General features: G+C 70.0%; 18 protein-coding genes and 1 tRNA gene. 14 read left to right on the top strand and 5 right to left on the bottom strand.

Annotated elements, in window-relative coordinates:
- Positions 1–5: 5 nt before the first annotated feature.
- The gene (metX, locus tag ACX80H_RS14950; RefSeq protein ID WP_459314189.1) at positions 6–1,148 is read left to right on the top strand and encodes a homoserine O-acetyltransferase MetX; all 1,143 of its coding nucleotides are present in this window, start codon (positions 6–8) and stop codon (positions 1,146–1,148) included.
- A gap of 126 nt (positions 1,149–1,274) precedes the next feature.
- Positions 1,275–1,517 carry a hypothetical protein gene (locus tag ACX80H_RS14945; protein ID WP_459314188.1) on the top strand — a complete coding sequence of 81 codons (243 nt, stop codon included), beginning with the start codon at positions 1,275–1,277 and terminating at the stop codon, positions 1,515–1,517.
- Positions 1,518–1,696: 179 nt separating this feature from the next.
- On the opposite strand, the gene ACX80H_RS14940 is transcribed toward ACX80H_RS14945, so the two are convergent.
- The gene (locus tag ACX80H_RS14940) at positions 1,697–2,515 is read right to left on the bottom strand and encodes an SGNH/GDSL hydrolase family protein (RefSeq protein WP_459314283.1); all 819 of its coding nucleotides are present in this window, start codon (positions 2,513–2,515) and stop codon (positions 1,697–1,699) included.
- Positions 2,516–2,656: 141 nt separating this feature from the next.
- Between ACX80H_RS14940 and ACX80H_RS14935 the strand changes: the two genes are divergently transcribed.
- Entirely contained in the window at positions 2,657–3,337 is a 681-nt protein-coding gene (locus ACX80H_RS14935; protein WP_459314187.1) for an alpha/beta hydrolase, read from the top strand.
- A 104-nt stretch (positions 3,338–3,441) separates the two neighbouring features.
- On the opposite strand, the gene ACX80H_RS14930 is transcribed toward ACX80H_RS14935, so the two are convergent.
- Positions 3,442–3,669, bottom strand: coding sequence for an RNA-binding S4 domain-containing protein (locus tag ACX80H_RS14930; protein WP_459314186.1), 228 nt, complete (start codon positions 3,667–3,669; stop codon positions 3,442–3,444).
- A gap of 66 nt (positions 3,670–3,735) precedes the next feature.
- Here ACX80H_RS14930 and ACX80H_RS14925 point away from each other — a divergent pair, with 66 nt between their 5' ends.
- The 3 genes from ACX80H_RS14925 (at position 3,736) to ACX80H_RS14915 (ending at position 7,272) form a co-directional block, all read left to right on the top strand.
- Positions 3,736–4,698, top strand: coding sequence for a DMT family transporter (locus tag ACX80H_RS14925; protein WP_459314185.1), 963 nt, complete (start codon positions 3,736–3,738; stop codon positions 4,696–4,698).
- 274 nt (positions 4,699–4,972) lie between these two features.
- Positions 4,973–6,361, top strand: coding sequence for a glycine--tRNA ligase (locus ACX80H_RS14920; protein WP_301229903.1), 1,389 nt, complete (start codon positions 4,973–4,975; stop codon positions 6,359–6,361).
- Positions 6,361–7,272 (top strand): GNAT family N-acetyltransferase, encoded by a 912-nt coding sequence (locus tag ACX80H_RS14915; protein ID WP_459314184.1) that lies wholly within the window; start codon positions 6,361–6,363, stop codon positions 7,270–7,272. The genes ACX80H_RS14920 and ACX80H_RS14915 overlap by 1 nt, the downstream gene beginning before the upstream one ends.
- An 87-nt stretch (positions 7,273–7,359) precedes the next feature.
- Here the strand turns inward: ACX80H_RS14915 and ACX80H_RS14910 are convergent, their stop codons facing one another.
- Complete coding sequence (locus ACX80H_RS14910; protein ID WP_459314183.1) at positions 7,360–8,175, bottom strand: lysophospholipid acyltransferase family protein; 816 nt, start codon at positions 8,173–8,175, stop codon at positions 7,360–7,362.
- Positions 8,176–8,418: 243 nt separating this feature from the next.
- On the bottom strand, positions 8,419–9,150 hold the full coding sequence (locus ACX80H_RS14905) for an alpha/beta hydrolase (RefSeq protein ID WP_459314182.1): 732 nt from the start codon (positions 9,148–9,150) through the stop codon (positions 8,419–8,421).
- Between the two features lie 302 nt (positions 9,151–9,452).
- Here ACX80H_RS14905 and ACX80H_RS14900 point away from each other — a divergent pair, with 302 nt between their 5' ends.
- The 6 genes from ACX80H_RS14900 (at position 9,453) to ACX80H_RS14875 (ending at position 17,403) form a co-directional block, all read left to right on the top strand.
- Positions 9,453–10,808 (top strand): YibE/F family protein, encoded by a 1,356-nt coding sequence (locus ACX80H_RS14900; RefSeq protein ID WP_459314181.1) that lies wholly within the window; start codon positions 9,453–9,455, stop codon positions 10,806–10,808.
- 86 nt (positions 10,809–10,894) lie between these two features.
- Entirely contained in the window at positions 10,895–12,181 is a 1,287-nt protein-coding gene (dusB, locus tag ACX80H_RS14895) for a tRNA dihydrouridine synthase DusB (RefSeq protein WP_459314180.1), read from the top strand.
- Positions 12,182–12,272: 91 nt separating this feature from the next.
- Positions 12,273–13,556, top strand: coding sequence for a deoxyguanosinetriphosphate triphosphohydrolase (locus ACX80H_RS14890; protein ID WP_459314179.1), 1,284 nt, complete (start codon positions 12,273–12,275; stop codon positions 13,554–13,556).
- A gap of 108 nt (positions 13,557–13,664) precedes the next feature.
- Entirely contained in the window at positions 13,665–15,608 is a 1,944-nt protein-coding gene (gene dnaG, locus ACX80H_RS14885; protein ID WP_459314178.1) for a DNA primase, read from the top strand.
- A 54-nt stretch (positions 15,609–15,662) separates the two neighbouring features.
- Positions 15,663–15,735: transfer RNA gene (locus ACX80H_RS14880), tRNA-Asn, on the top strand.
- 168 nt (positions 15,736–15,903) lie between these two features.
- Positions 15,904–17,403, top strand: a complete 1,500-nt coding sequence (locus ACX80H_RS14875) for an SDR family oxidoreductase (RefSeq protein WP_459314177.1) — start codon at positions 15,904–15,906, stop codon at positions 17,401–17,403.
- Between the two features lie 22 nt (positions 17,404–17,425).
- Here ACX80H_RS14875 and ACX80H_RS14870 read toward each other — a convergent pair whose 3' ends face one another.
- Entirely contained in the window at positions 17,426–18,715 is a 1,290-nt protein-coding gene (locus ACX80H_RS14870; protein WP_459314282.1) for a multidrug effflux MFS transporter, read from the bottom strand.
- A gap of 231 nt (positions 18,716–18,946) precedes the next feature.
- Between ACX80H_RS14870 and ACX80H_RS14865 the strand changes: the two genes are divergently transcribed.
- A complete protein-coding gene (locus ACX80H_RS14865) occupies positions 18,947–20,380 on the top strand; it encodes a sugar porter family MFS transporter (protein ID WP_459314176.1) in 1,434 nt (477 codons plus the stop codon).
- Between the two features lie 149 nt (positions 20,381–20,529).
- Positions 20,530–21,336, top strand: coding sequence for a phage holin family protein (locus ACX80H_RS14860; RefSeq protein WP_459314175.1), 807 nt, complete (start codon positions 20,530–20,532; stop codon positions 21,334–21,336).
- Positions 21,337–21,374: the final 38 nt, after the last annotated feature.

Below are 21,374 nucleotides of genomic sequence, written 5' to 3'. Positions count from 1 at the left end.
CCTTCGTGACCACCCACCCTCCTGCTCCGCTGCACCCCGGGATCGACGACGCGCGCCCCTCGGGGGACGGGCTCCTGCGCATCGCCCCGATCGGACCGCTGGCACTCGAGACCGGAGGTGAGCTGCCGGACGTGCAGCTCGCCTTCGAGACCTGGGGCCGGCTGAACCGGGATGCCTCGAACGCGGTGCTCGTGCAGCATGCCCTGACCGGCAGCTCGCACGTGGCACGCGGCGCATCGGAGGAGGAGGGCTGGTGGGATTCGCTCGTCGGACCCGGCCGCCCGGTGGACACCGACCGGTACTTCGTGGTGTCCGTCAACATGCTGGGAGGGTGCTACGGCTCGACGGGGCCGGCCAGCCTCGCTCCCGACGGCACCCCCTGGGGATCGCGCTTCCCCTTCGTCACCATCCGCGACTCCGTCCGGGCCGAGGCCCTGCTCGCCGACCGGCTCGGCATCGCGCAGTGGCACTCGGTCCTCGGAGGATCGATGGGAGGGGCACGAGCGCTCGAGTGGGCACTCATGTACCCGCAGCGGGTGGAGCGGTGCGCCGTCATCGCCTGCACTGCCGCCAGTTCGGCCGAACAGATAGCGTTCGCCCAGGCGCAGCTGCAGGCAATCCGGCTCGACCCCGCCTACCGCGGCGGTGACTACTACGACGGCCCGCATCCGGATGCGGGCCTCGGTATTGCCCGGCGCATCGCCCACATCACCTACCGCTCCGAGCAGGAACTGGAAGCACGCTTCGGCCGCGCGGAGCAGGACGCCGAACAGCCCTTCGGCGCCGTCCTGCCCGCCGAGCGGGGCCGCTACCAGGTGGAGAGCTACCTGGACCACCAGGCGGACAAGCTCGTGGGCCGCTTCGACGCGAACAGCTACGTCATCCTGACCGAGGCGCTGATGAGTCACGACGCCGCGCGGGACCGCGGCAGCCTCGACGCGGCACTGGGGGAGGCCACGGCGGACTTCTTCATCGCCGCCGTGGACTCGGACCGGCTCTACTTCCCGGAGCAGTCGGAGCGGCTGGCCCGGGGGCTGCCCGGGGAGGTGCCCGTCCACACGATCTCCTCCCCGGTGGGCCACGACGCGTTCCTGACCCAGATCCACCAGCTCGACGCGCAACTCCGCTCGGCCTTCTACGCGGGGTAGCAGTTATCGGTTGGGTTTCCCCGGACGGGCACCTAGTCTTGGAGCTAAGCCTGCTTAGCAATCGGCGGCAGGCAGGTCTGAGGTAGACGCCCGGACTCGCCGACGGAAGATGAAGGGGAGCTGTTCATGGAACTGAGCACCATTGGCTGGAACCAGGAAGCACGCGACAAGATCCTGCTGGACTCGGACCGGGCTCTGCAGGACGCGGTCCGCGAGGCCGTCGAGACGATGGACGGCAAGTCCCGCGAGGAGGTCTACGAGTTCCTCTTCCAGAAGCTGCAGCCGCAGTTCGTCGACTTCAAGCCCGGGCCGGACCTGAGCGCATGCGCGGACGCGGTCGCCAATGGCGAGGTCTCGCTCGACAGCTGAATCCACGCGCGGGATGACAGGAATGACCGGCCGGCTGCCCGTCGGCCGGTCATTTCGGTCGCCTCGGTGAGAACGACGGCGGCTGTCCGGCCGGACTCCGCCGCGTCAGGTCGCGCGGCAGTGCCGGCGGACGATGGCTCGCACTGTGCAGGGCGCGCTGTCGGGAACGGGCGACGACGCTAGTCGGCAGCACCCGGCGGCATGCCCGGGCCGAAGATGGGCGCGGCCTCCGGACGCTTGGCGAACACGCCGTCGCCCGACGACTGGTGGCGGAGGCGCCGCAGGACCCACGGCACGAAGTACTCGCGCGCCCAGACGAGGTCCTCGGCGCGTGCCTCGCGCCACGTCCGCGCCGGGAGCTCCTTGGGCTGCAGCGGCTGGAGGGTGTGCCGGACCGCGAGGGTGTCCAGGACCATCGCGGCGATGGTGTGGTGGCCGAGCGGCGAGAAGTGCAGCCGGTCGGAGGACCACATCTGCGGACTGACCAGCTGCCGCAGGGCCCACATGTCGGCGATCACGGCCTCGTGGCGTGCGGCGACCGTGCGCAGGTTCTCGTTGTAGATCGCGGTCTTCGAGCGGATGCTGCCGAGGACCGTCTCGCGGACGTCCGGCCCCGTGAACAGGACGACCGTGGCGCCCGAGGCGGCGAGGGTCCCGACGACGGCGTCGAGCCGGGTGGCGAGCAGATCGGGATCACCACCGGGACGCAGCAGGTCGTTGCCGCCGGCGGAGATGGTCACCAGGTCCGGATGCAGCGCCAGCGCCGGTTCCACCTGCTGGTCGATGATCTGCTGCAGGAGCCGTCCGCGCACGGCGAGGTTCGCGTAGGCGAAGCCGGCCTGGCCCCGGGCCAGTTCCTCGGCGACGCGGTCCGCCCAGCCGCGATTGCCCCCGACGCTCTCCGGGTTGGGATCCCCGATGCCCTCGGTGAAGGAGTCCCCGAGGGCGACATAGCGGTGCCACGGGTGCGGTTCGGAGTTCAGGCTCGGATCGATCATCGGACCGTTCAGGACGGGATCGGTTCCGCCCGGCAGGGGCGTTCCGGCGTTTGCAGGGATCACCGGGACATTCTCCCAACCAGTGCCTCTCCTGCGCCAACCCGGCGTCGATTCCTCGGCGGGGCGTGCCAAGATTAAGCCATGACTGAACCCGCCCGTGGCACCTCCACGTCCTCCGCCAGCGCCTGGGACCCGGTGGTCCTCTGGTCGAAGCCCGAGTCCGAGCGGGAGGGCACGCCCCTGCTCGTCCTGTTCCACGGGTACATGGCCAACGAGGAGGACCTGATGGGCCTCACCGACCACCTCCCCGCCGAGTTCACCGTCGCGTCTCTCCGGGCGCTCCAGGCAGTGGGACCGGGCTTCTCGTGGTTCCCGCTGTCGCGGGAGGCGGATTATTCGGTGGAGCGCGTCGTGGAGAGCGTGACTGCTGTGTCCCGATGGCTGGACGAGGTCCGCGGACGCCACTCGAGCGTCAGCATCCTCGGGTTCTCGCAGGGCATGGCGGTCGCGACGTCGCTCCTGCGCCACCGGCCCACCGACTTCGCCTGCGTCGTCGGCCTCTCCGGATTCGCCGTGCCGTCGGAGGGCCACGAGTTCTTCCGGGACGACGAGGCCGCGGCGGCGCCCGTGGAGTTCTTCTGGGGGCGCGACCAGGAGGACCAGGTCATCCTGCCCGAGATGATCGAGTTCACCCACGCCTGGCTGGTCAAGCACACGAAGCTGACGAAGATCCTCTATTCGAACATGTTCCACAGCATCAACCTGCAGGAACTCGCCCACGTCCGGGAGTTCCTCACCATGACGGTCCTCGGCCGCCGCTGACGCCATGCGGGCCCCGCCGGTTTGGTACCGGGTGTGGCTGTGGGCGTGGCTGCGGGGCTGGTACCGCGGTGGGGCGTGGCCGGTGCGCCGGTCGGTACGCGGCGCTAGGCGCGCGTGATGCGCACGGACTGCCCGTTGACGCTGACCGTGTCGCCGGGGTGCAGCTGGCGTCCGCGGCGCTCCTCGATCTCGGCGTTGACCTGGACCAGTCCGTTGTCGATCAGGGCCTTCGCCTCGACACCGTCCTCCGCGAGCGAGGCCAGCTTCAGGAGCTGCCCGAGCCGGATCATGTCGTCCTGGATGGGGAGTTCGGTGGGTGCGTGGTCGGTCATGCACTCCATTCTGCCCGACACCCACGACGGACAGGCATGCCCGGCACCGGCTACTAGGCTGTACGGGTGTCTTCTGCGCCCACGCTTCCGCCGGCCGTCGGCTTTCCGCTCGCACTCGCCGCGGGCCTCGCCATGCCCGTCCAGGGCAGGATCAACGGCGCGCTGGGCGCCGTGCTCGACGACGGCATCGCCGCGGCGCTGGTCAGCTTCGGCACCGGCCTCATCGTGATGGTCGCCCTCACGCTCGTGCTGCCGGGCGCACGTGCCGGCGCACGCCAGATCATCCCGTCGGTCCGCGAACGCCGGTTCCCTCCCTACTACGTGGCCGCCGGCGCGATCGGGGCGTTCTTCGTCTTCTCCCAGTCGCTGACCATCGGCATCCTCGGGGTCGCCCTGTTCACCGTGGCGACGGTCATGGGCCAGTCGCTCAGCAGCCTCCTCGTCGACCGCGCGGGCATCGGGCCCGGGGGGAAGCGCGCAGCCACGCCCATGCGGGTGATCGGCGTCGTGCTGACCGTCCTGTCCGTCGTCTGGGCCGTGTCGCCGCGCTTCGGGTCCGCCGGAGAGGTGTCGAGCTGGCTCATCCCCGTCCTGCTGCCCGTGGCGGCCGGGGCGCTCATGAGCTTCCAGCAGGCCATGAACGGCACGGCCGCAGTGCACTACGGGACGCCGCTCGCCGCCACCCTCATGAACTTCATCGCCGGCACTGCCGTGCTCGTGACGGCCTGGCTCATCAAGCTGGCCCTCGCGGGCCCGGGCAACCCCCTGCCGTCGGAGTGGTGGTACTACCTCGGCGGGCCCATGGGCTGTATCTTCATCGGGCTCGGCGCGCTGCTCGTGCGCAGCCTCGGCGTCCTGCTCACGGGCCTGTGCATGATCGGCGGGCAGCTCGTCGGCTCGCTCCTGCTGGACCTGCTCTTTCCCGCCCCGGGCACCATCGTGGTGTTCGCCACCGTCGCCGGGACCCTGCTGACCCTCGGCGCCATCATCCTCACCACCCTGCCCTGGCCCCGGCGCGCCCCGCGCTGACAGGACCGTCCATCTCGACGGTGGTCCTCCATCTCGACGGTGGTCCTCCGGCCCCGGCCGGGCCACGCCGCTCCCGGCCCTCGGTCGCCCGCCGTCGCTCGCAGCCGACCGCCTCCGGCCGGCCATCCCCGCTCCCGGCCGGGGTGCCGCGTGAGGCGGACCCGGTAGGCTTGCGGGGTAGCTTTCCCCCCTGTGACAGGGGTGGCGAAGCGCCGACGCGACCCCCACCTGCGACCGCACCCAGCGGCCTGCACAGAACTGGAGAAGAAACACAATGGCAGCAGCCAAGTCAGCACTCGACCCCATCATCTCCCTCGCCAAGCGGCGCGGCTTCGTGTTCCAGTCGGGGGAGATCTACGGCGGTTCCCGCTCTGCCTGGGATTACGGGCCCCTCGGTGCCGAGTTCAAGGAGAACATCAAGCGCCAGTGGTGGCAGACCATGGTCCGCGGCCGCGAGGACGTCGTCGGGCTCGACTCGGCCGTGATCCTGCCCCGCCAGGTCTGGGAAGCCTCCGGGCACGTCGAGGTCTTCAGCGACCCGCTCGTCGAGTGCCTCTCCTGCCACAAGCGGTACCGCGCGGACCACCTCGAGGAGGAGTACGAGGAGAAGAAGGGCCGCGCTCCCGAGAACGGCCTGAAGGACGTCACCTGCGCCAACTGCGGCACCAAGGGCCAGTGGACCGAGCCCCAGGAATTCTCCGGCCTGCTCAAGACCTTCCTCGGCCCCGTCGCGTCGGAGGAAGGCATGCACTACCTGCGGCCCGAGACCGCGCAGGGCATCTTCGTGAACTTCAACAACGTGCTGACCACCGCGCGCAAGAAGCCGCCGTTCGGTATCGGCCAGATCGGCAAGAGCTTCCGCAACGAGATCACGCCGGGCAACTTCATCTTCCGCACCCGCGAGTTCGAGCAGATGGAGATGGAGTTCTTCGTCGAGCCCGGGACGGACGAGGAATGGCACAAGTACTGGATCGGTGAGCGCTTCTCCTGGTACACGGACCTCGGGATCAACCCTGACAACCTGCGCCTCTTCGAGCACCCGCTCGAGAAGCTCAGCCACTACTCCAAGGGCACCACGGACATCGAGTACCGCTTCGGCTTCACCGGCTCCGAGTGGGGCGAGCTCGAGGGCATCGCCAACCGCACGGACTTCGATCTCTCCACGCACTCGAAGCACTCGGGTACCGACCTCGGCTACTTCAACCAGGCGACCAACGAGCGCTTCACGCCGTACGTGATCGAGCCCGCGGCCGGCCTGACCCGATCCTTCATGGCGTTCCTCGTGGACTCCTACACCGAGGACGAGGCACCCAACGCCAAGGGCGGCGTGGACAAGCGCACCGTCCTGAAGCTGGACCCGCGCCTTGCGCCGGTCAAGGCCGCCGTGCTGCCGCTCAGCCGCAACGAGGACCTCTCCCCGAAGGCTAAGGACCTCGCGGCCCAGCTGCGCAAGGCCTGGAACATCGACTTCGACGACGCCGGGGCGATCGGTCGCCGCTACCGCCGCCAGGACGAGATCGGCACGCCGTTCTGCATCACCGTGGACTTCGACACGCTCGAGGACCAGGCCGTGACCATCCGCGAACGCGACACCATGACTCAGGAGCGCGTGTCGCTCGACCAGGTGCAGGGATACCTCGCCGCCCGCCTGATCGGAGCCTGATGGCCGTCGAATACCGCGCCTGGCAGGAGGGGGACGACCTCGAGCTCATCCAGCTCTGGGGTGGCCCGGAGTCGGCCGCGGCCGAGCAGTTCCGCGGGTCCTTCCGCACGCCGTCGGACAGTCCATGGAACCGGTGCATCACCGTGGTCGACCAGGGCATCCCCGTGGCCGCCGGCTGCGTGTACGGGGCGGCACTCCACCCGGACCGCCTCTGGTGCTACATCGAGGTCGCCGCGGACCATCGACGCGCCGGCATCGGGTCGACGCTCCTCACCATGCTCCAGCACGAGGCGGCCGCTTCGCCGTCGGGCATCACCGCCCTGCGGTCCAAGGTGACGCCGGGGACCACCGGCGCGGCGTTCGCCGAGGCCACCGGCTTCGCAGCACTGCAGCGCTCGCGGCTCGCGATCATCGAGCCGGGTGCGCTCGCCGCGCCGGCCTTCGACGACGCCGCGGGGCCGCAGCTGGAGGAAGCGGCGACCGGATCCGTGGAACTGACACGGGCGCTCGCCTCCTTCTACGAGTCCGTCCACGGCTGGGACCGGGCGGACATCAGCCTGGGCCGCGCCCAGCAGCTGTTCCTCGGGGACGCGAGCGGAGCAGGCGGAGCGATCGTCCTGCGTGATCGGCCCAAGGCCGACGGCGGGGCCATCGCGGCCTTCGCGGTCAGCTATACGCAGGCCCGGACCGACGACCCTGCGGACGTCCTGCTCGGCTACGACACCACCCTGGCGCCGCAGGAGCAGCAGGCGGCGGTGGCCACCATGATCGCGATGCTCGTGCACCAGTACCCCATCCAGCTCGAGGTGGACGACTCCATGGAGGCCCTGGTCGCCGTCGTCGAACCCCTGCTGGCCACCGGTGCCGCAAGGCTCGCAGGACCCGAGACACTCGTCGTCGCGACCGCCTGAGGCCTGCACCTCACAGGCCCGTGCGCCCGTTCCCGCAGGGTCGGGGCTCGTCGACGGGCGGGCCTCCTCCCGGGCGGGCAGCCGGCGTCAGCCGCGGTCGTGCCGGCCGGCCTTCCTGTCGGCGACGTCCGCGGCGTCGCGCTCCGCGTCGGTCATCGCCCCGCCGCCGAGCCGTGCGGGCATCCACCAGGCACCCGGTTCGGGCGCCAGCGGGAAGTCGGCGATGCAGGTGTCGATGCCGTCCTGCAGTTCCCGGCGCAGTTTCTCCGTCTCCTCGACCACATCGACGCCGGGGGAGTGGCGGATCGGCGGGCTGACGTGGACGCGGACGGGCGCCTTCCAGGCGCGCCTGAGGGAGAATCCATGGCCGCGGCTCAGCAGCCGGTGGGCCCCCCAGACGGAGATCGGGATCACGGGCACGCCGGCCTCGGCCGCGAGCCGCACGGCGCCGGTCTTCAGCACACGGACGTTGTAGCTGCGGGACACGCCCGCCTCGGGCAGGATCGCCACGTACTCGCCGGCGCGAAGCTTCGCCAGGGCGTCGTCGTATGCCGGGGCGCCTGCCTTACGGTCGGTGACCACGTGGCCGAGTCCGAACACGAAGGGGCTCACGAACCAGTGGTCGGCAGCGCGCTTCGAGATCATGTAGCGTGCCTGGGCGCGCGCGTGGTTCCACAGGACCAGCTCGGCGAAGGCGAAGTCGAGGTAGCCGAAGTGCGTGATCGCGACGACGGCGCCCGACCCGGGGACCGCGCGGCGGGACCGCCCGCGCAGCGGATCCGGCGCCGGGAGGTTCTCCGTTCCGGTGACCGTGACGGGCAGGCGCAGCGCGGCGAAGAACGCCTTGCCCGCGTACACCACGAACCGGTACATGCGGTCGTTCTGCCGTGGCTTCCATCCCATGCCCGGATCCCTCTTCCTGCCCATTGGCGCGAGCGGGAGGACCCCGCCCGTGTTGCCCGCTTCCCGTACCCATTCTCTTTGTACCCGTTACGTACCCCGGCCGGCCGGACCTACGCATTTCCGGTCCGGCGTTTTCCGGACCTGTCGGCAGCGATCCGGTCCGGCCCGCCTGGAGACGCCGACCCCGGCCGGCGGGCTCTCCGCGGGAGAACCGGAGCAGGCGCCTAGCCGGACGGTAGGCGCTCAGGCGGTGATTCCGAGCGGATCAGGAGCGCGGTACAGCGTCGAGGACCGCTCGAGGAAGCGAGCGTCGACCGCCGCGCCGGTGTCCTCCGCGAAACGGCGGAGCAGGAACGACGTACTCAGGCCATGCCACACCCGGACGGTACGGAACATGAAGTGGCCGGCCCGCACCATGCTCACATAGTGGACGTCCGCCGCGACGCCCTGGGCGCGGCGGGCGAAGGAGAGGGACTCCGTCGGACTCGTCCACCGGTCGGCATCCCCGTGCATGATGAGGACGCTACGCCCCCGCACCGGTTCCACCGGGCTCGAGGGCGCCAGCCAGGGGGCGAGGGCCGCCACGGCCCGGACCTGCGGGTGACCGGCGGCGTAGAGCGCCGAGAGTCCTCCCATCGAGTGCCCCAGCAGGTAGACCGGCACCGACGGGTGGTGCACCGCGATGCGGTCGAGGGCCCACCGGGCGTCCGTCAGGGCCGACTGCTCGGCGCCGTTCCAGCCCCTCACACGATTGCGCAGCGTCCAGACGGCCAGGCCATGCGCTGCGCCGCCCGCTGCGAGGCGCACCGCGAAGGGACGCATGCGCAGGGGGCTGAGGTGCTGGGGCTGCACGGGATCGAAACTCTCCGCGCGCCCGCCGTGCAGGACCAGCGCGACGCCCCGTACGGTTCCCGTCGCACCGCTCACGGTTGCGATGGGGTCCCGGCCTCCCGCCGAAGGTGCATCCTGTGCCATGGACCGTCCCTTTCCGCCCGGAGGCCTGATCCTGCTCCAACGCCCTGCCGGCATGACCTGTCCGGGTGGTTCCCAGCATGCCCTGTCCTCGGGCCGGCCGGGTGCTCCCGCGAACCGTGCGGTGCCTCCGCACGATCGCGCGCGTTCCTGCGTAGAATCCGAGAGGTGCGCCGCGGTCCCGGTGCTGGTCCGGTCCGCCCTGCCGTCGATGGGCGTCCGTCCGGCTACCCGTCCCGCGCGACGTCCGCCACGATGTCCGGAACGCACCGTCCAACCGCCGTACGACCACCCGAGGGAAGTCCGTGGGCACCAGCCACCTCCACCCGACCGAGAGCCCGGGGTCGTCCGTGATCGCGACGCGGCGACGGGCCACCCTGCTGCTCTCGGCGATCCTCGTACCCGTCGGGGTCATCACCCTCATCGCCATGATGCTCCTGTGGCCGACCGGGGACCGCAGTTCCCTGTCGGTCGCCAGCCCCTACGCGACGGCGGAAGGGGTCAGCTTCGAGCGCGGCACCGTCCGCGAGGTCCGGGAGGGGGACTGCCCGTCGTCGCAGGCGACGGTCGACGCCGGCGGCACCGCGCTGACCTGCACAATCGCGGACACACAGCCGGCGGAGGGGGGAGACGTGATTCCCGTGGAGGTGACGCCCGAACTCGCGAAGACCGACGCGGTGGAGGCGGGCGACGAGATCCGCTACCTCGACCTCTCCACCGTGATGCAGGGCGGAGCGGCCCCGTACGTGTTCGTCGATTTCGTGCGCGCGGTCCCGATCGTCGCGCTCGCGGTCGGATACGCCGTCGTCGTCGTCGCGGTAGCCCGGTGGCGGGGACTGCGCGCCATCATCGGGCTCGTGGGCGCGCTCGTCGTCCTGGCCCAGTTCATCCTCCCCGGCCTCGTGGAAGGGCGGCCGCCCCTGCTGCTCGGGCTGGTGGGATCCGTGGTGATCATGTACGGCGTCCTCTACTTCGCGCACGGCTTCTCCGCCCGGACGTCCACCGCCCTGCTGGGAACCGTCTTCGGCCTCGGCGTCACGGCGGTCCTCGCGGCCTGGGCCACGGACGCCGCCCACCTCACCGGTGTGGGCGACGAGAACGCCTACACGCTCGTCAACGCCTCGGACAACCTCTCGATTTCCTCGATCATCCTGTGCGGCCTCATCATCTCGGGCCTCGGCGTCCTCAACGACGTGACCATCACGCAGTCCTCGTCCGTCTGGGAGCTGTACGAGCTGGCCCCCGACACCCCGGGCCGCAGGCTCTTCTCCTCCGCGATGAGGATCGGCCGCGACCACATCGCCTCCACGGTGTACACGATCGCCTTCGCGTACGCAGGGGCGGCGCTTCCCATCCTGATCCTCGTCTCCCTCTACGACCGCGCCCTGATCGACACCCTGACCAGCGGGGAACTCGCCGAAGAAGTGGTGAGGACGCTCGTCGGCTCGATCGGCCTCGTCCTGGCCATCCCGCTCACCACCGCAGTCGCCGTGCTCGTGGTGAAGGCGGTCGGCCCGAAGAGCACGGGCGGGCCCGACGACGACGGCAGCGGTGCGGCGACGGCCGAGCCCGCCGGTACCCCGGGCGTCCTCGCCCCGGGGGCGCGGCTCGTGGCGCTCGGCGGGCCCGGTGGCCGGCGCAGGACGGAGCCGAACGGATGACCAGCGCCTGGCGCAAAGCCGGCCGGGAGCGACGGCGTGCAGCGAACAGCGGCGCCGGATTTGCGGCCCCTTGCGACAATGAAAGGGTGACTGCAGTATCGACACTCTCCGCTCCGTCCGCCGGTGATCCCCGGGCCGACGCGCCCGCGGGACCGCCCACCGGTCCGGCCGACACCCCAGCCGGCACTCTGGTCGCCGCCGCCGCCGCCGCCGACGCCGCCCTCCGGCTCGACCTCCCGCCGCTCACCCTCGGGAACATCACGGTGGACACGCCGGTGATCCTCGCGCCGATGGCGGGCATCACCAACAAGGCGTTCCGCCGGTTGTGCCGTGAATACGGCGGCGGGCTCTACGTCTCCGAGATGGTCACCTCCCGCGCGCTCGTCGAGCGGAGCCCGGAGTCGATGCGCATCATCTCGCACGACGACGACGAGAAGGTGCGCTCCGTCCAGCTGTACGGTGTGGACCCGAAGACCGTGGGCGCAGCAGTGCGCCTGCTCGTCGAGGAGGACCGCGCCGACCACATCGACCTGAACTTCGGCTGCCCCGTCCCCAAGGTCACCCGCAAGGGCGGGGGAGCGGCCCTGCCGTGGAAGCTCGACCTCTTCACCGGCATCGTGCAGACCGCCGTGCGTGAGGCGTCGAAGGGGGATGTCCCGCTGACCATCAAAATGCGCAAGGGCATCGACGAGGACCACCTGACCTTCCGCGAGGCCGGCAAGATCGCCCGCGACAGCGGCGTGGCCGCCGTCGCCCTGCACGGCCGCACGGCCTCCCAGTTCTACTCGGGCAAGGCCGACTGGAATGCCATCGCCGAACTGCGCGAGGCGCTGCCGGACATCCCGGTGCTCGGCAACGGCGACATCTGGAGCGCGGAGGACGCCGTCCGCATGGTGCGGGAGACCGGTGTCGACGGCGTCGTCATCGGCCGGGGCTGCCAGGGACGTCCCTGGCTCTTCGGGGATCTCATGAGTGCCTTCGAGGGCAGCTCCTCCCGCCACCAGCCGGGCCTCGGGCAGGTCGCCGACACCGTCTACCGGCATGCGGAACTGCTGGTCGAGACGTTCGGCAGCGAGATGATGGGGCTCCGTGACATCCGCAAGCACATAGCCTGGTACTTCAAGGGCTACGTGGTGGGCGGGGAACTCCGGGCCAAACTGGCCACCGTGCCCACCCTCGAGGTGCTGCGCGGGCTCCTCGACGAACTCGACAAGGACTCGCCGTACCCCGGCTCCGACGCGGAGGGCCCCCGCGGTCGTGCCGGTTCTCCGAAGAAGACCGCGCTGCCCGAGCACTGGCTCGACGGCCGCATCCTCAATGCCGCGCAGCAGGCGGACATCGCCGCCGCCGAGGTGGACGTGTCCGGCGGCTGACGCCGCACCCGTCCTGGCCGCGCAGGGCTCCTGGTCCACAGGTGCCGGGGCCGGCGAGCCAATTCCTGCATCGTTGCGCTAGAAAGGCATCATGAGTCTCCCCGAACTGTCCGCCACCACCGGTTACAGTGCCGCGGACACCGAGCGGTGGGTGGAGGAGCCGCCCAAGAGCTCGCACCGCACCGACTTCGAACGCGACCGGGCCCGGGTCCTGCATTCCTCCGCGCTCCGCCGGCTGGGCGCGAAGACCCAGGTCGTCGCGCCGGACACCGACGACTTCGTCCGCACGCGCCTCACGCACTCACTGGAGGTCGCGCAGGTCGGCCGTGAGCTGGGCCGGACGCTCGGATGCGACCCCGACATCGTCGACACCGCGTGCCTGGCCCACGATCTCGGGCACCCGCCCTTCGGACACAACGGCGAGACCGCGCTCAATGACATCGCCCACGGTATCGGCGGGTTCGAGGGCAATGCGCAGACCCTGCGCCTCCTCACCCGGCTCGAGCCGAAGGTCCTGCAGCAGGACGGCAGGCCCGCCGGCCTGAACCTGACCCGGGCGAGCCTCGACGCCGCGTGCAAGTACCCGTGGACGGCCGCCTCGGCACCGGTGATCAGCGGCCAGCGCACCACGAAGTTCGGCGCGTACGACGACGACCTGCCGGTCTTCGAGTGGCTGCGCGACGGCGCCCCGGACAGCCGTTCGTGCCTCGAGGCGCAGGTCATGGACCTCGCGGACGACATCTCCTACTCCGTGCACGACGTCGAGGACGCGATCGTCGCCGGCCACCTGCAGCTCAAGTGGATGGACAGTGCCGACGCCCGTGCCCGCGTGGTGGGCTACACGCAGCAGTGGTACCTCCCCGGCACCGATCCGGCCGCCGTCGACGCGGCACTCGCCCGCCTCGAGAGGACGCCGGTCTGGGTGCGCGAGGCGGACGGCACGCGCAGGTCCATGGCGGCCCTCAAGAACATGACGAGCCAGCTCATCGGCCGCTTCTGCCTGAGCGCCATGCAGTCGACGCGCTCCATCTACGGACCGGACCCGCTGACCCGCTACAACGCGGAGATGGTGGTGCCCGAGGAGACCATCATGGAGATCGCCGTCATGAAGGGCCTCGCCACCACCTACGTGATGACCACGGACCACCGCCAGCCGCTATATGAGCGCCAGCGCGAGATCCTCGCATCCCTCGTCGCACAGATCCACGCCGACGGCGACCGCTACCTCGAGCCCATGTACGCCGCGGACTGGCGGGAGGCGACGGACGGGAACGCCCGCCTGCGCGTGGTCGTCGACCAGGTGGCATCGCTGACGGACGTCTCCGCGCTCAGCCTCCACGAACGTATCGTCGGACCCGTTCCCGCCCTCTGGTAGGCACCCGGTCCGGCACCGGTCCGGCACCCGGTCGGGCAGGGGAGGCGTTGCGCACATCCCATCCGGTAGCGGTCGGGCGGCGTCGGCGACGGGCATAAACTGGGTCCCATGGCCGGACTCATCAAGCGCGAAGACATCGATGAGGTACGGCAGCGGACCGATATCAAGGAAGTCGTCGAGGCTTACGTCACGCTGAAGTCGGCGGGCATCGGGTCCTGGAAGGGGTTATGCCCGTTCCACGACGAGCGGTCGCCGTCCTTCCACGTCCGCCCCCAGATGGGCTCGTACCACTGCTTCGGCTGCGGCGAGGGCGGAGACGTCATCTCCTTCGTGCAGAAACTCGACCACACCTCCTTCAGCGAGACGGTCGAGAAGCTGGCGGCCCGCATCGGCTTCGAACTGCACTACGAGGACGGCGGCACGGGGCCGCGGCGGGAGGACGTCGGCCGGCGGCAGCGCCTGCTCGACGCCCACAAGGTCGCCGCCGAGTTCTACCGGGACCAGCTCCTCACCCAGGGAGCAGCCACTGCACGCCAGTTCCTGCAGGAACGCGGCTTCGACCGCGCGGCCGCGGAGCAGTTCGGCGTCGGCTACGCACCCCAGGGCTGGGACACGCTGCTGAACCATCTCACCGGCCGGGGCTTCACCCTGGACGAACTGAAGCTGACCGGCATGTTCAGCGCGTCCTCGAGCAACGCCGGGAGGTACTACGACCGCTTCCGGGGGCGCCTCATCTGGCCCATCCGGGACATCACGGGGGACACCGTGGGCTTCGGCGCGCGCAAGCTCTACGAGGACGACCAGGGGCCGAAATACCTCAACACCCCGGAGACCTCGCTCTACAAGAAGTCCCAGGTGCTGTACGGCATCGACCTCGCCAAGCGGGAGATCGCCAAGAACCGGCAGCTCGTCGTCGTCGAGGGCTACACGGACGTCATGGCGTGCCACCTCGCGGGCGTGGGCACCGCCGTCGCCACCTGCGGTACGGCGTTCGGTACGGACCACATCAAGATCGCGCGCCGGCTCCTGTCCGACGACGGCACGGGCGGAGAGGTGATCTTCACGTTCGACGGCGACGCCGCGGGCCAGAAGGCGGCCCTGCGTGCCTTCGAGGAGGACCAGCGGTTCAACTCCCAGACCTACGTCGCCGTCGAGGCGTCCGGAGCGGACCCGTGCGACCTGCGGCAGACCCGGGGCGACGACGCCGTCCGCGCGCTCATCGCCGACCGTCGTCCCCTCTTCGAGTTCGCGATCAAGGCGTCCTTCGCGAACTTCGACCTCTCCTCGGGGGAGGGACAGGTGAAGGCCCTGCGGCACGCAGCGCCGATCGTCGCCCAGATCCGCGACGTCTCCCTCCGGTCCACCTACACGCGCGAGCTCTCGCGCTGGCTCGGCATGCAGTACGTCGGCGAGGACCAGGTGGCCCGTGCCGTCGCCGCGGCAGCACGCCGCGACAACGGGTCGGCATCCGCCGGCGCCCGGCAGGGCCAGCAGGGGAGCCCTGCCCAGCAGGGGAGTGCCCCGTCCGGCTCGGCGGCCGCCGGTGCCGCCTCCACAGCTGTCGCGGACGAGCCGTACTTCGAGCGCCCCGATCCGCGGGACCCCATCGCCCGGATGGAGCGGGAGGTACTCGAAGTGGCGCTCCAGCAGCCCATCCTCCTGACCGCCACGCAGTGGGAGAGCTTCTCCACCTTCCGGTTCACCGTCCCCGTCTACGAGGCCCTGCACACGGCGGTGCTCGCAGCGGGTGCGGCGGGGACCGAGCTGCCCCGGTGGGTCGAATCGGTGCGCGAGGGCGTGCCCGATGTCCTGCGCCCCCTGGTCAGCGAACTGGCCGTCCGGCCGCTGCCCGCGAAGGACGCCGACGCGATGGTGGCGTATTGCCGCGACATCCTGAACCGGCTGACCGAGCTCCGGATCACGCAGCAGAAGGCGGACAAGCTGGGGCAGCTGCAGCGCATGGATCCCGCCTCGGACCCGGCGCTCTACAACCAGCTCCAGCGCGATCTGATGGAGCTCGAGATGCAGCGGAGACAGCTCCGCGAGGAGTGATCGGGCGCCGATTTCACATCGCCCCGGAAGGTATGTAAAGTAGAACTCGCGCTTTCCTCCGTAGCTCAATTGGCAGAGCATTCGACTGTTAATCGAAGGGTTACTGGTTCAAGTCCAGTCGGAGGAGCAAATATGCCCCTGACCTGTGGAAACACGGGTCAGGGGCATTCTTTTTGACACCCGACCGGCGGTTCCGCCCACCAGGCCCGCCGGCATCAGGATCCGGGCCGCAGGGGACTGCAAGGACGCAGGGCAACCCCGCCGGAGTGTCGGACGGCGGGCGTAGGCTGTGCGCATGGACAACGACGGCACGCGCGGCAAGCTCATCCTGGTCACCGGGGCCACGGGATACATCGGCGGCCGCCTCGTCACGAAACTGGTCGCGGACGGGCACCACGTCCGGGTGGTCGTCCGCTCCCCGCAGAAGCTCAAGGACGTGCCCTGGGCCGACTCCGTCGACATCGTGCAGGGGGACCTCCAGGACGCCGACACCATGCGCGAGGTCAGCCAGGGCGTCGACACGTTCTACTACCTCGTCCACTCCATGGGGTCCGGCAGGAACTTCGACGAGCGCGAGGCGGACATCGCGTCCACCGTGGCGGCGGCGGCCACGGCTGCCGGGGTGCGCCGGATCGTCTACCTCGGGGGCCTCCATCCCGAGGGCGTCGAGCTGTCCACCCACATGCGCTCGCGCACCCAGGTGGGCAGGATCCTCCTCGAGTCCGGGACGCCGACCATCGCCTTCCAGGCCGGTGTCGTCATCGGCTCGGGATCCGCGTCCTTCGAGATGATCCGCCACCTGTCCGACGTCCTCCCGGTGATGCCGGCGCCCAAGTGGGTCCTGAACCACATCGAGCCCATCGCCGTCCGCGACGTCATCCACTATCTGGTCGGGGCACTGGACCTTCCCGCCGGGCTGAACAGGACCTTCGACCTGGGCTCCCGCGAGGTGCTCACCTACGCCGACATGATGAACCAGTACGCCGCGGCCGCAGGACTGCCTCACCGCCGGATCCTCGCCCTGCCGGTCCTCACACCGCGCCTCGCAGGGCACTGGGTGAACCTCGTGACGCCCATCCCGCGGGCCATGGCGATGCCGCTCATCGAATCGCTGCAGCACGACGCCGTGACCTCCGAGCACGACATCGACCAGTACGTCCCCGCGCCGGCGGGCGGGCTGACCGGCTACCGCCGGGCCGTGGACCTGGCACTGGGCAGGATGCGCGCGGGAGAGGTGGAGACGAGCTGGGCCGGGGCATCACAGGTCGATACCGAGGCCGATCCGTTGCCTTCGGACCCCCAGTGGGCCGGCCACACGGTCTTCACCGACGTCCAGAGGTACAGCTCGACGGCGTCGACCGAGAAGCTCTGGAGCGTCGTCGAGGGGATCGGCGGCGAGAACGGCTGGTACTCCTGGCCGGTCGGCTGGGCGGCCCGCGGCTGGATGGACAAGCTCGCGGGAGGCGTGGGTCTGCGCCGTGGGCGGCGGGACGCGAAGGAGCTCCTCACGGGGGAGGCCCTCGACTTCTGGCGCGTGGAGGAACTGGTCCGGGGGGAGCGCCTGCGGCTCCGTGCCGAGATGAAGGTCCCGGGCAGGGCATGGCTCGAGTTCCGGGTGGAGCCCGACGGCTCCGGGAGCTCCTACTACCAGCGCGCGGTGTTCTTCCCGCAGGGGCTCTCGGGCCGCCTCTACTGGTTCGCGGTGCTGCCGTTCCACGGCTTCATCTTCGCGGCGATGGCACGCAACATCGCCAGGACGGCGGAGGCCCTGCCGGCGGAGCCGACTGCGGCCTGAGCGGCACCCTGCAGGAAACCCCTTACTGCAGCGCGGGCACCGTCCGGGGCCGGACGATGGTCCACAGGAACACCACGCCGAGGGCGATGCAGGCCGCCATGACCAGGGCCATCGGCGTGGCCGATTCGATCCCCTCGCCCAGCAGTCCGACGAGGGGCGAGATCACGCCTGCCGTGCCGAAGGTCACCGCGCCGAGCAGCGAAGCAGCCGTCCCGGCCTGCGCGCCGTTGTTGATGAGTGCGAGGACCTGCACGCAGGGGAAGATGAAGCCCGTCGCCATGATGTAGAACCACAACGGGAGAGCGGTGCCCCAGAATCCGAGGCCCAGCTGGTCGAAGGCGATGATGAGCAGCGCCATGACGACCTGCACGACGGTGGCGAGGGCGATGACCCACTGCGGGCCGACGCGCCTCAGCACGCGCGAGCTGATCTGCACGCCGGCGACGATGCCCAGGGAATTGATGGCGAACAGCAGGCCGTACTGCTGCTCGTTCAGGCCGTACGGTCCCTGGAAGAGGAAGGGCGACGCGGAGAGGTAGGAGAAGAGCCCCGAGAAGTTCATGCCGCCGACCAGCAGGATGCCGACGAAGATGCGGTCGCCCAGGACCGCCCTGTACCGCTGCGCCACGGTGAGGCCGGACTGGCGGCGGTTCTCCCTGGGCAGGGTCTCGATGATGAACAGTGACACGGCCACGATCACCAGCACGCCGTAGCACGCGAGGAACCAGAAGATGCCCGGCCAGGGGAACAGCAGGAGCAGCTGCGATCCGATCACCGGGGCGAAGATGGGCGCCATGCCGTTGACGAGCGCCATGTAGGACAGCATGCGCACCAGCGTGTAGCCGCCGAAGAGGTCCCTCACCATGGCCATCGCCACGACGCCGCCGCCGGCCGCACCGATGCCCTGGAGGATCCGGAACAGCATCAGCATGTTGATGTCCTCGGACGACGCCGCCCCGATGGAGGAGCACACATGCAGGGTGGTCGCCAGGATGAGGGGCAGGCGCCGGCCGATCTTGTCGCTGAGCGGGCCCACGAGCAGCTGCCCGCCCGCGAAGCCGATGATCGTCCCGGTGAGGGTCAGCTGGATCGCGGCCTCGGAGACGCCCAGGTCCGACCGCAGGGCGGGGAAGGCCGGCAGGTAGAGATCGATGGTGAACGGGCCGAGTGCCGTCAGGGTGCCGAGGATGAAGACGTAGATGATCTTCTCGCGGCGGGAGAGGGTGTCGCCTGGATGGGTGATGGTGCTCACGATGCTGCCTAACGAACGGGAGGTGCTGCCGGTGGATACGAGAGAAGGGCGGAACGGCATCGATCGCGGCGGCGGCCCGGCGACGACGGCGGAGCGGCTCGCGGCACGCAACCCCCTCGTCCTTTACCGGGCGATTTGGTTGCTGGGGCGAATCAACGTCCCTCTCATCCTACGGCCCACGTCAACCCTTCCAGCATGGCGGGTGCAGGCGGAGGGCGCCCCGGGCCGCCGCTAAGCACGCTTCGGATTGACGTAGGGTGAGAAACACGGATCGAGCAGGGAGAACGGAACATGAGCGAGCACGACGCCGGATCGGACACGGCGCAGTCACCACAGCACCTCGCGAGGGTGATCGCGATCACGGTCGCCGCGGCCGTCGGAGGGCTCCTGTTCGGCTTCGACACCGCCGTCATCAACGGCGCCGTGGATTCGATCCAGGACGACTTCCAGCTGAGCTCCACCGTCCTGGGCTTCACCGTCGCCATCACGCTCCTCGGCTGCGCAGCAGGCGCCTGGTTCGCCGGCGGCCTCGCCGACCGCTGGGGCCGCAAGAAGGTCATGGTGGCGGCCGCCCTCCTGTTCGCCGTCAACTCCGCCGGGTCGGCCTACGCCGTCTCCGAGTGGGACCTCATGACGTGGCGCCTCGTTGGCGGTCTCGCCATCGGCATCGCCTCCGTGATCGTCCCCGGATACATCGCCGAGATCGCCCCGTCGAAGTGGCGCGGCGGCCTGGCCTCCGTCCAGCAGCTGGCCATCACCGTCGGCATCTTCGCGGCACTGCTCTCCGACGCCTCGCTGGCAGGCGCCGCCGGGGGAGCGGGCAACGAGTTGTGGTGGGGGCTGTCCGCGTGGCGGTGGATGCTTCTGGTCGGCGTGATCCCCGCCGTCGTCTACGGGATCCTGGCGCTGATCATCCCCGAATCCCCCCAGTTCCTCATCCGCGCCGGCCGCGACGAGGAAGCGGCCCGCGTCCTGTCCCGTGTCTCCGGCGTCGGCGACACCCGGAGCAAGATCAGCCAGATCCGGGAGAGCTTCGAGCGCGAGGACCGGGCGAGCTACCGCGACCTCCGGGGCCCCGCCTTCGGCCTTCAGCCCATCCTGTGGGTCGGCATGGCCATCGCCGCACTGCAGCAACTGGTGGGCATCAACGCGATCTTCTACTACTCGACCACGCTCTGGAAGTCGGTCGGCTTCAGCGAGAGCGATTCGTTCACGACCTCGGTCATCACCTCGGTCATCAACGTCGCCATGACCTTCGTCGCCATCTTCTTCGTCGACCGGGTGGGTCGCCGCAAGCTGCTCCTCGTCGGCTCCATCGGGATGGCCGTCGGCCTCCTGGCCGCTACCCTCGCATTCCTGCAGGCCGAGGGATCGGGCGAGGACATCACCCTTCCCGGGGCATGGGGACCGGTCGCCCTCGTCGGTGCGAACCTCTTCGTCATCTTCTTCGCCGCCACCTGGGGCCCGGTCATGTGGGTCACCCTCGGCGAGATGTTCCCCAACCGCATCCGATCCATCGCCCTCGGTGTCGCCACAATGGTCAACTGGGTGTTCAACTTCATCGTGACGCTGACCTTCCCCTGGGTCAGCGAGAACCTCGGTCTCTGGATCATGTACGCGGCCTTCACGGTGTTCGCCGTCCTGTCCTTCCTCTTCGTCCGCACGAGGCTTCCCGAGTTCACCGGGAAGGACCTCGAGGACAACAGGGAACTCACGTCCGCCTGACGGTTCCGCCGGCGGCGCACTAGCGCACCGAAGGCCCTTTGGTCCCGCACCGGCAGGGGCCGACAGGAGGCGGAACCCGGGTGGACGGCCGGTGGTAATTTTGGTTCAGCGAATTTCCAGCTAGACACACACGAATGGAGGCAGGGCCTATGAACAGCTCGGCTAGTACGCGCGGCAAGCGGTCCACAGGCTCGCTCTCGCTGTTTGGACTCATCAAACTCCTGGCGCGTCTGACGCCGCGGCAGGTCAGCGACGAGTTCTCGATCGCCGTCGCACAGATGAAGCAGAAGGGCATCAAGGCCGGAATCGCGGCCGCCTTCCTCGTCGTCGCGCTCGTGTTCGTGCTGTTCTTCGCCGTCGCCCTCGTCGTCGCGGCCATCATGGGCCTCGCCGAGATCATGCCGGCCTGGCTGGCCGCCCTGCTGGTGGCACTCCTCTTCCTCGTGATCGGCGGCATCCTCGCGCTGATCGGCGTCTCGCGGCTCAAGAAGCAACTCCCGCTGGTACCCGAGGACGCCATCCGTGGCATCCGGTACGACCTGGGCGTATTGAAGGAGGGCCGCAGCTTCGACCCCGCCACCCTCGACGTGAAGAAGCCGAAGGAGGACAAGGACTCCAGGGACGACGCCCGGGACACCAAGCCCAAGGAGCCCACGCCGTCCTACGAGGAACTGCGCGGCCGCTCGGGCGAGCGCCGCACCCACATCGCCGACGCCCGCGATTCGCTCGGCGCCCGCGCGGACGTCAAGTCGCGGCTGGACAAGGCCCGGCACCGCTCGCCCGAGGGCGGCCCGAAGGCTGACGGAGCGAAGGGCAGCGGCAGGGTCGCGGCCGTCGCGGTCCGGCGTGAGGTCCCGCACAACACGAGCCTCGCCGACCGGTGGAAGCCCCTGAGCGTCCTCGCTGCCTCCGTGGCCGCGATGCTCGTGATGCTGCGTCGACTCCTCAGCAAGTAGCAGCCGGTACGTTCCAGGGCGGCCGCTCGCCCGTGACC

This window comes from Arthrobacter pasteuri (genome assembly GCF_054510955.1).
This window is presented reverse-complemented; position numbering and strand designations above follow the sequence as displayed.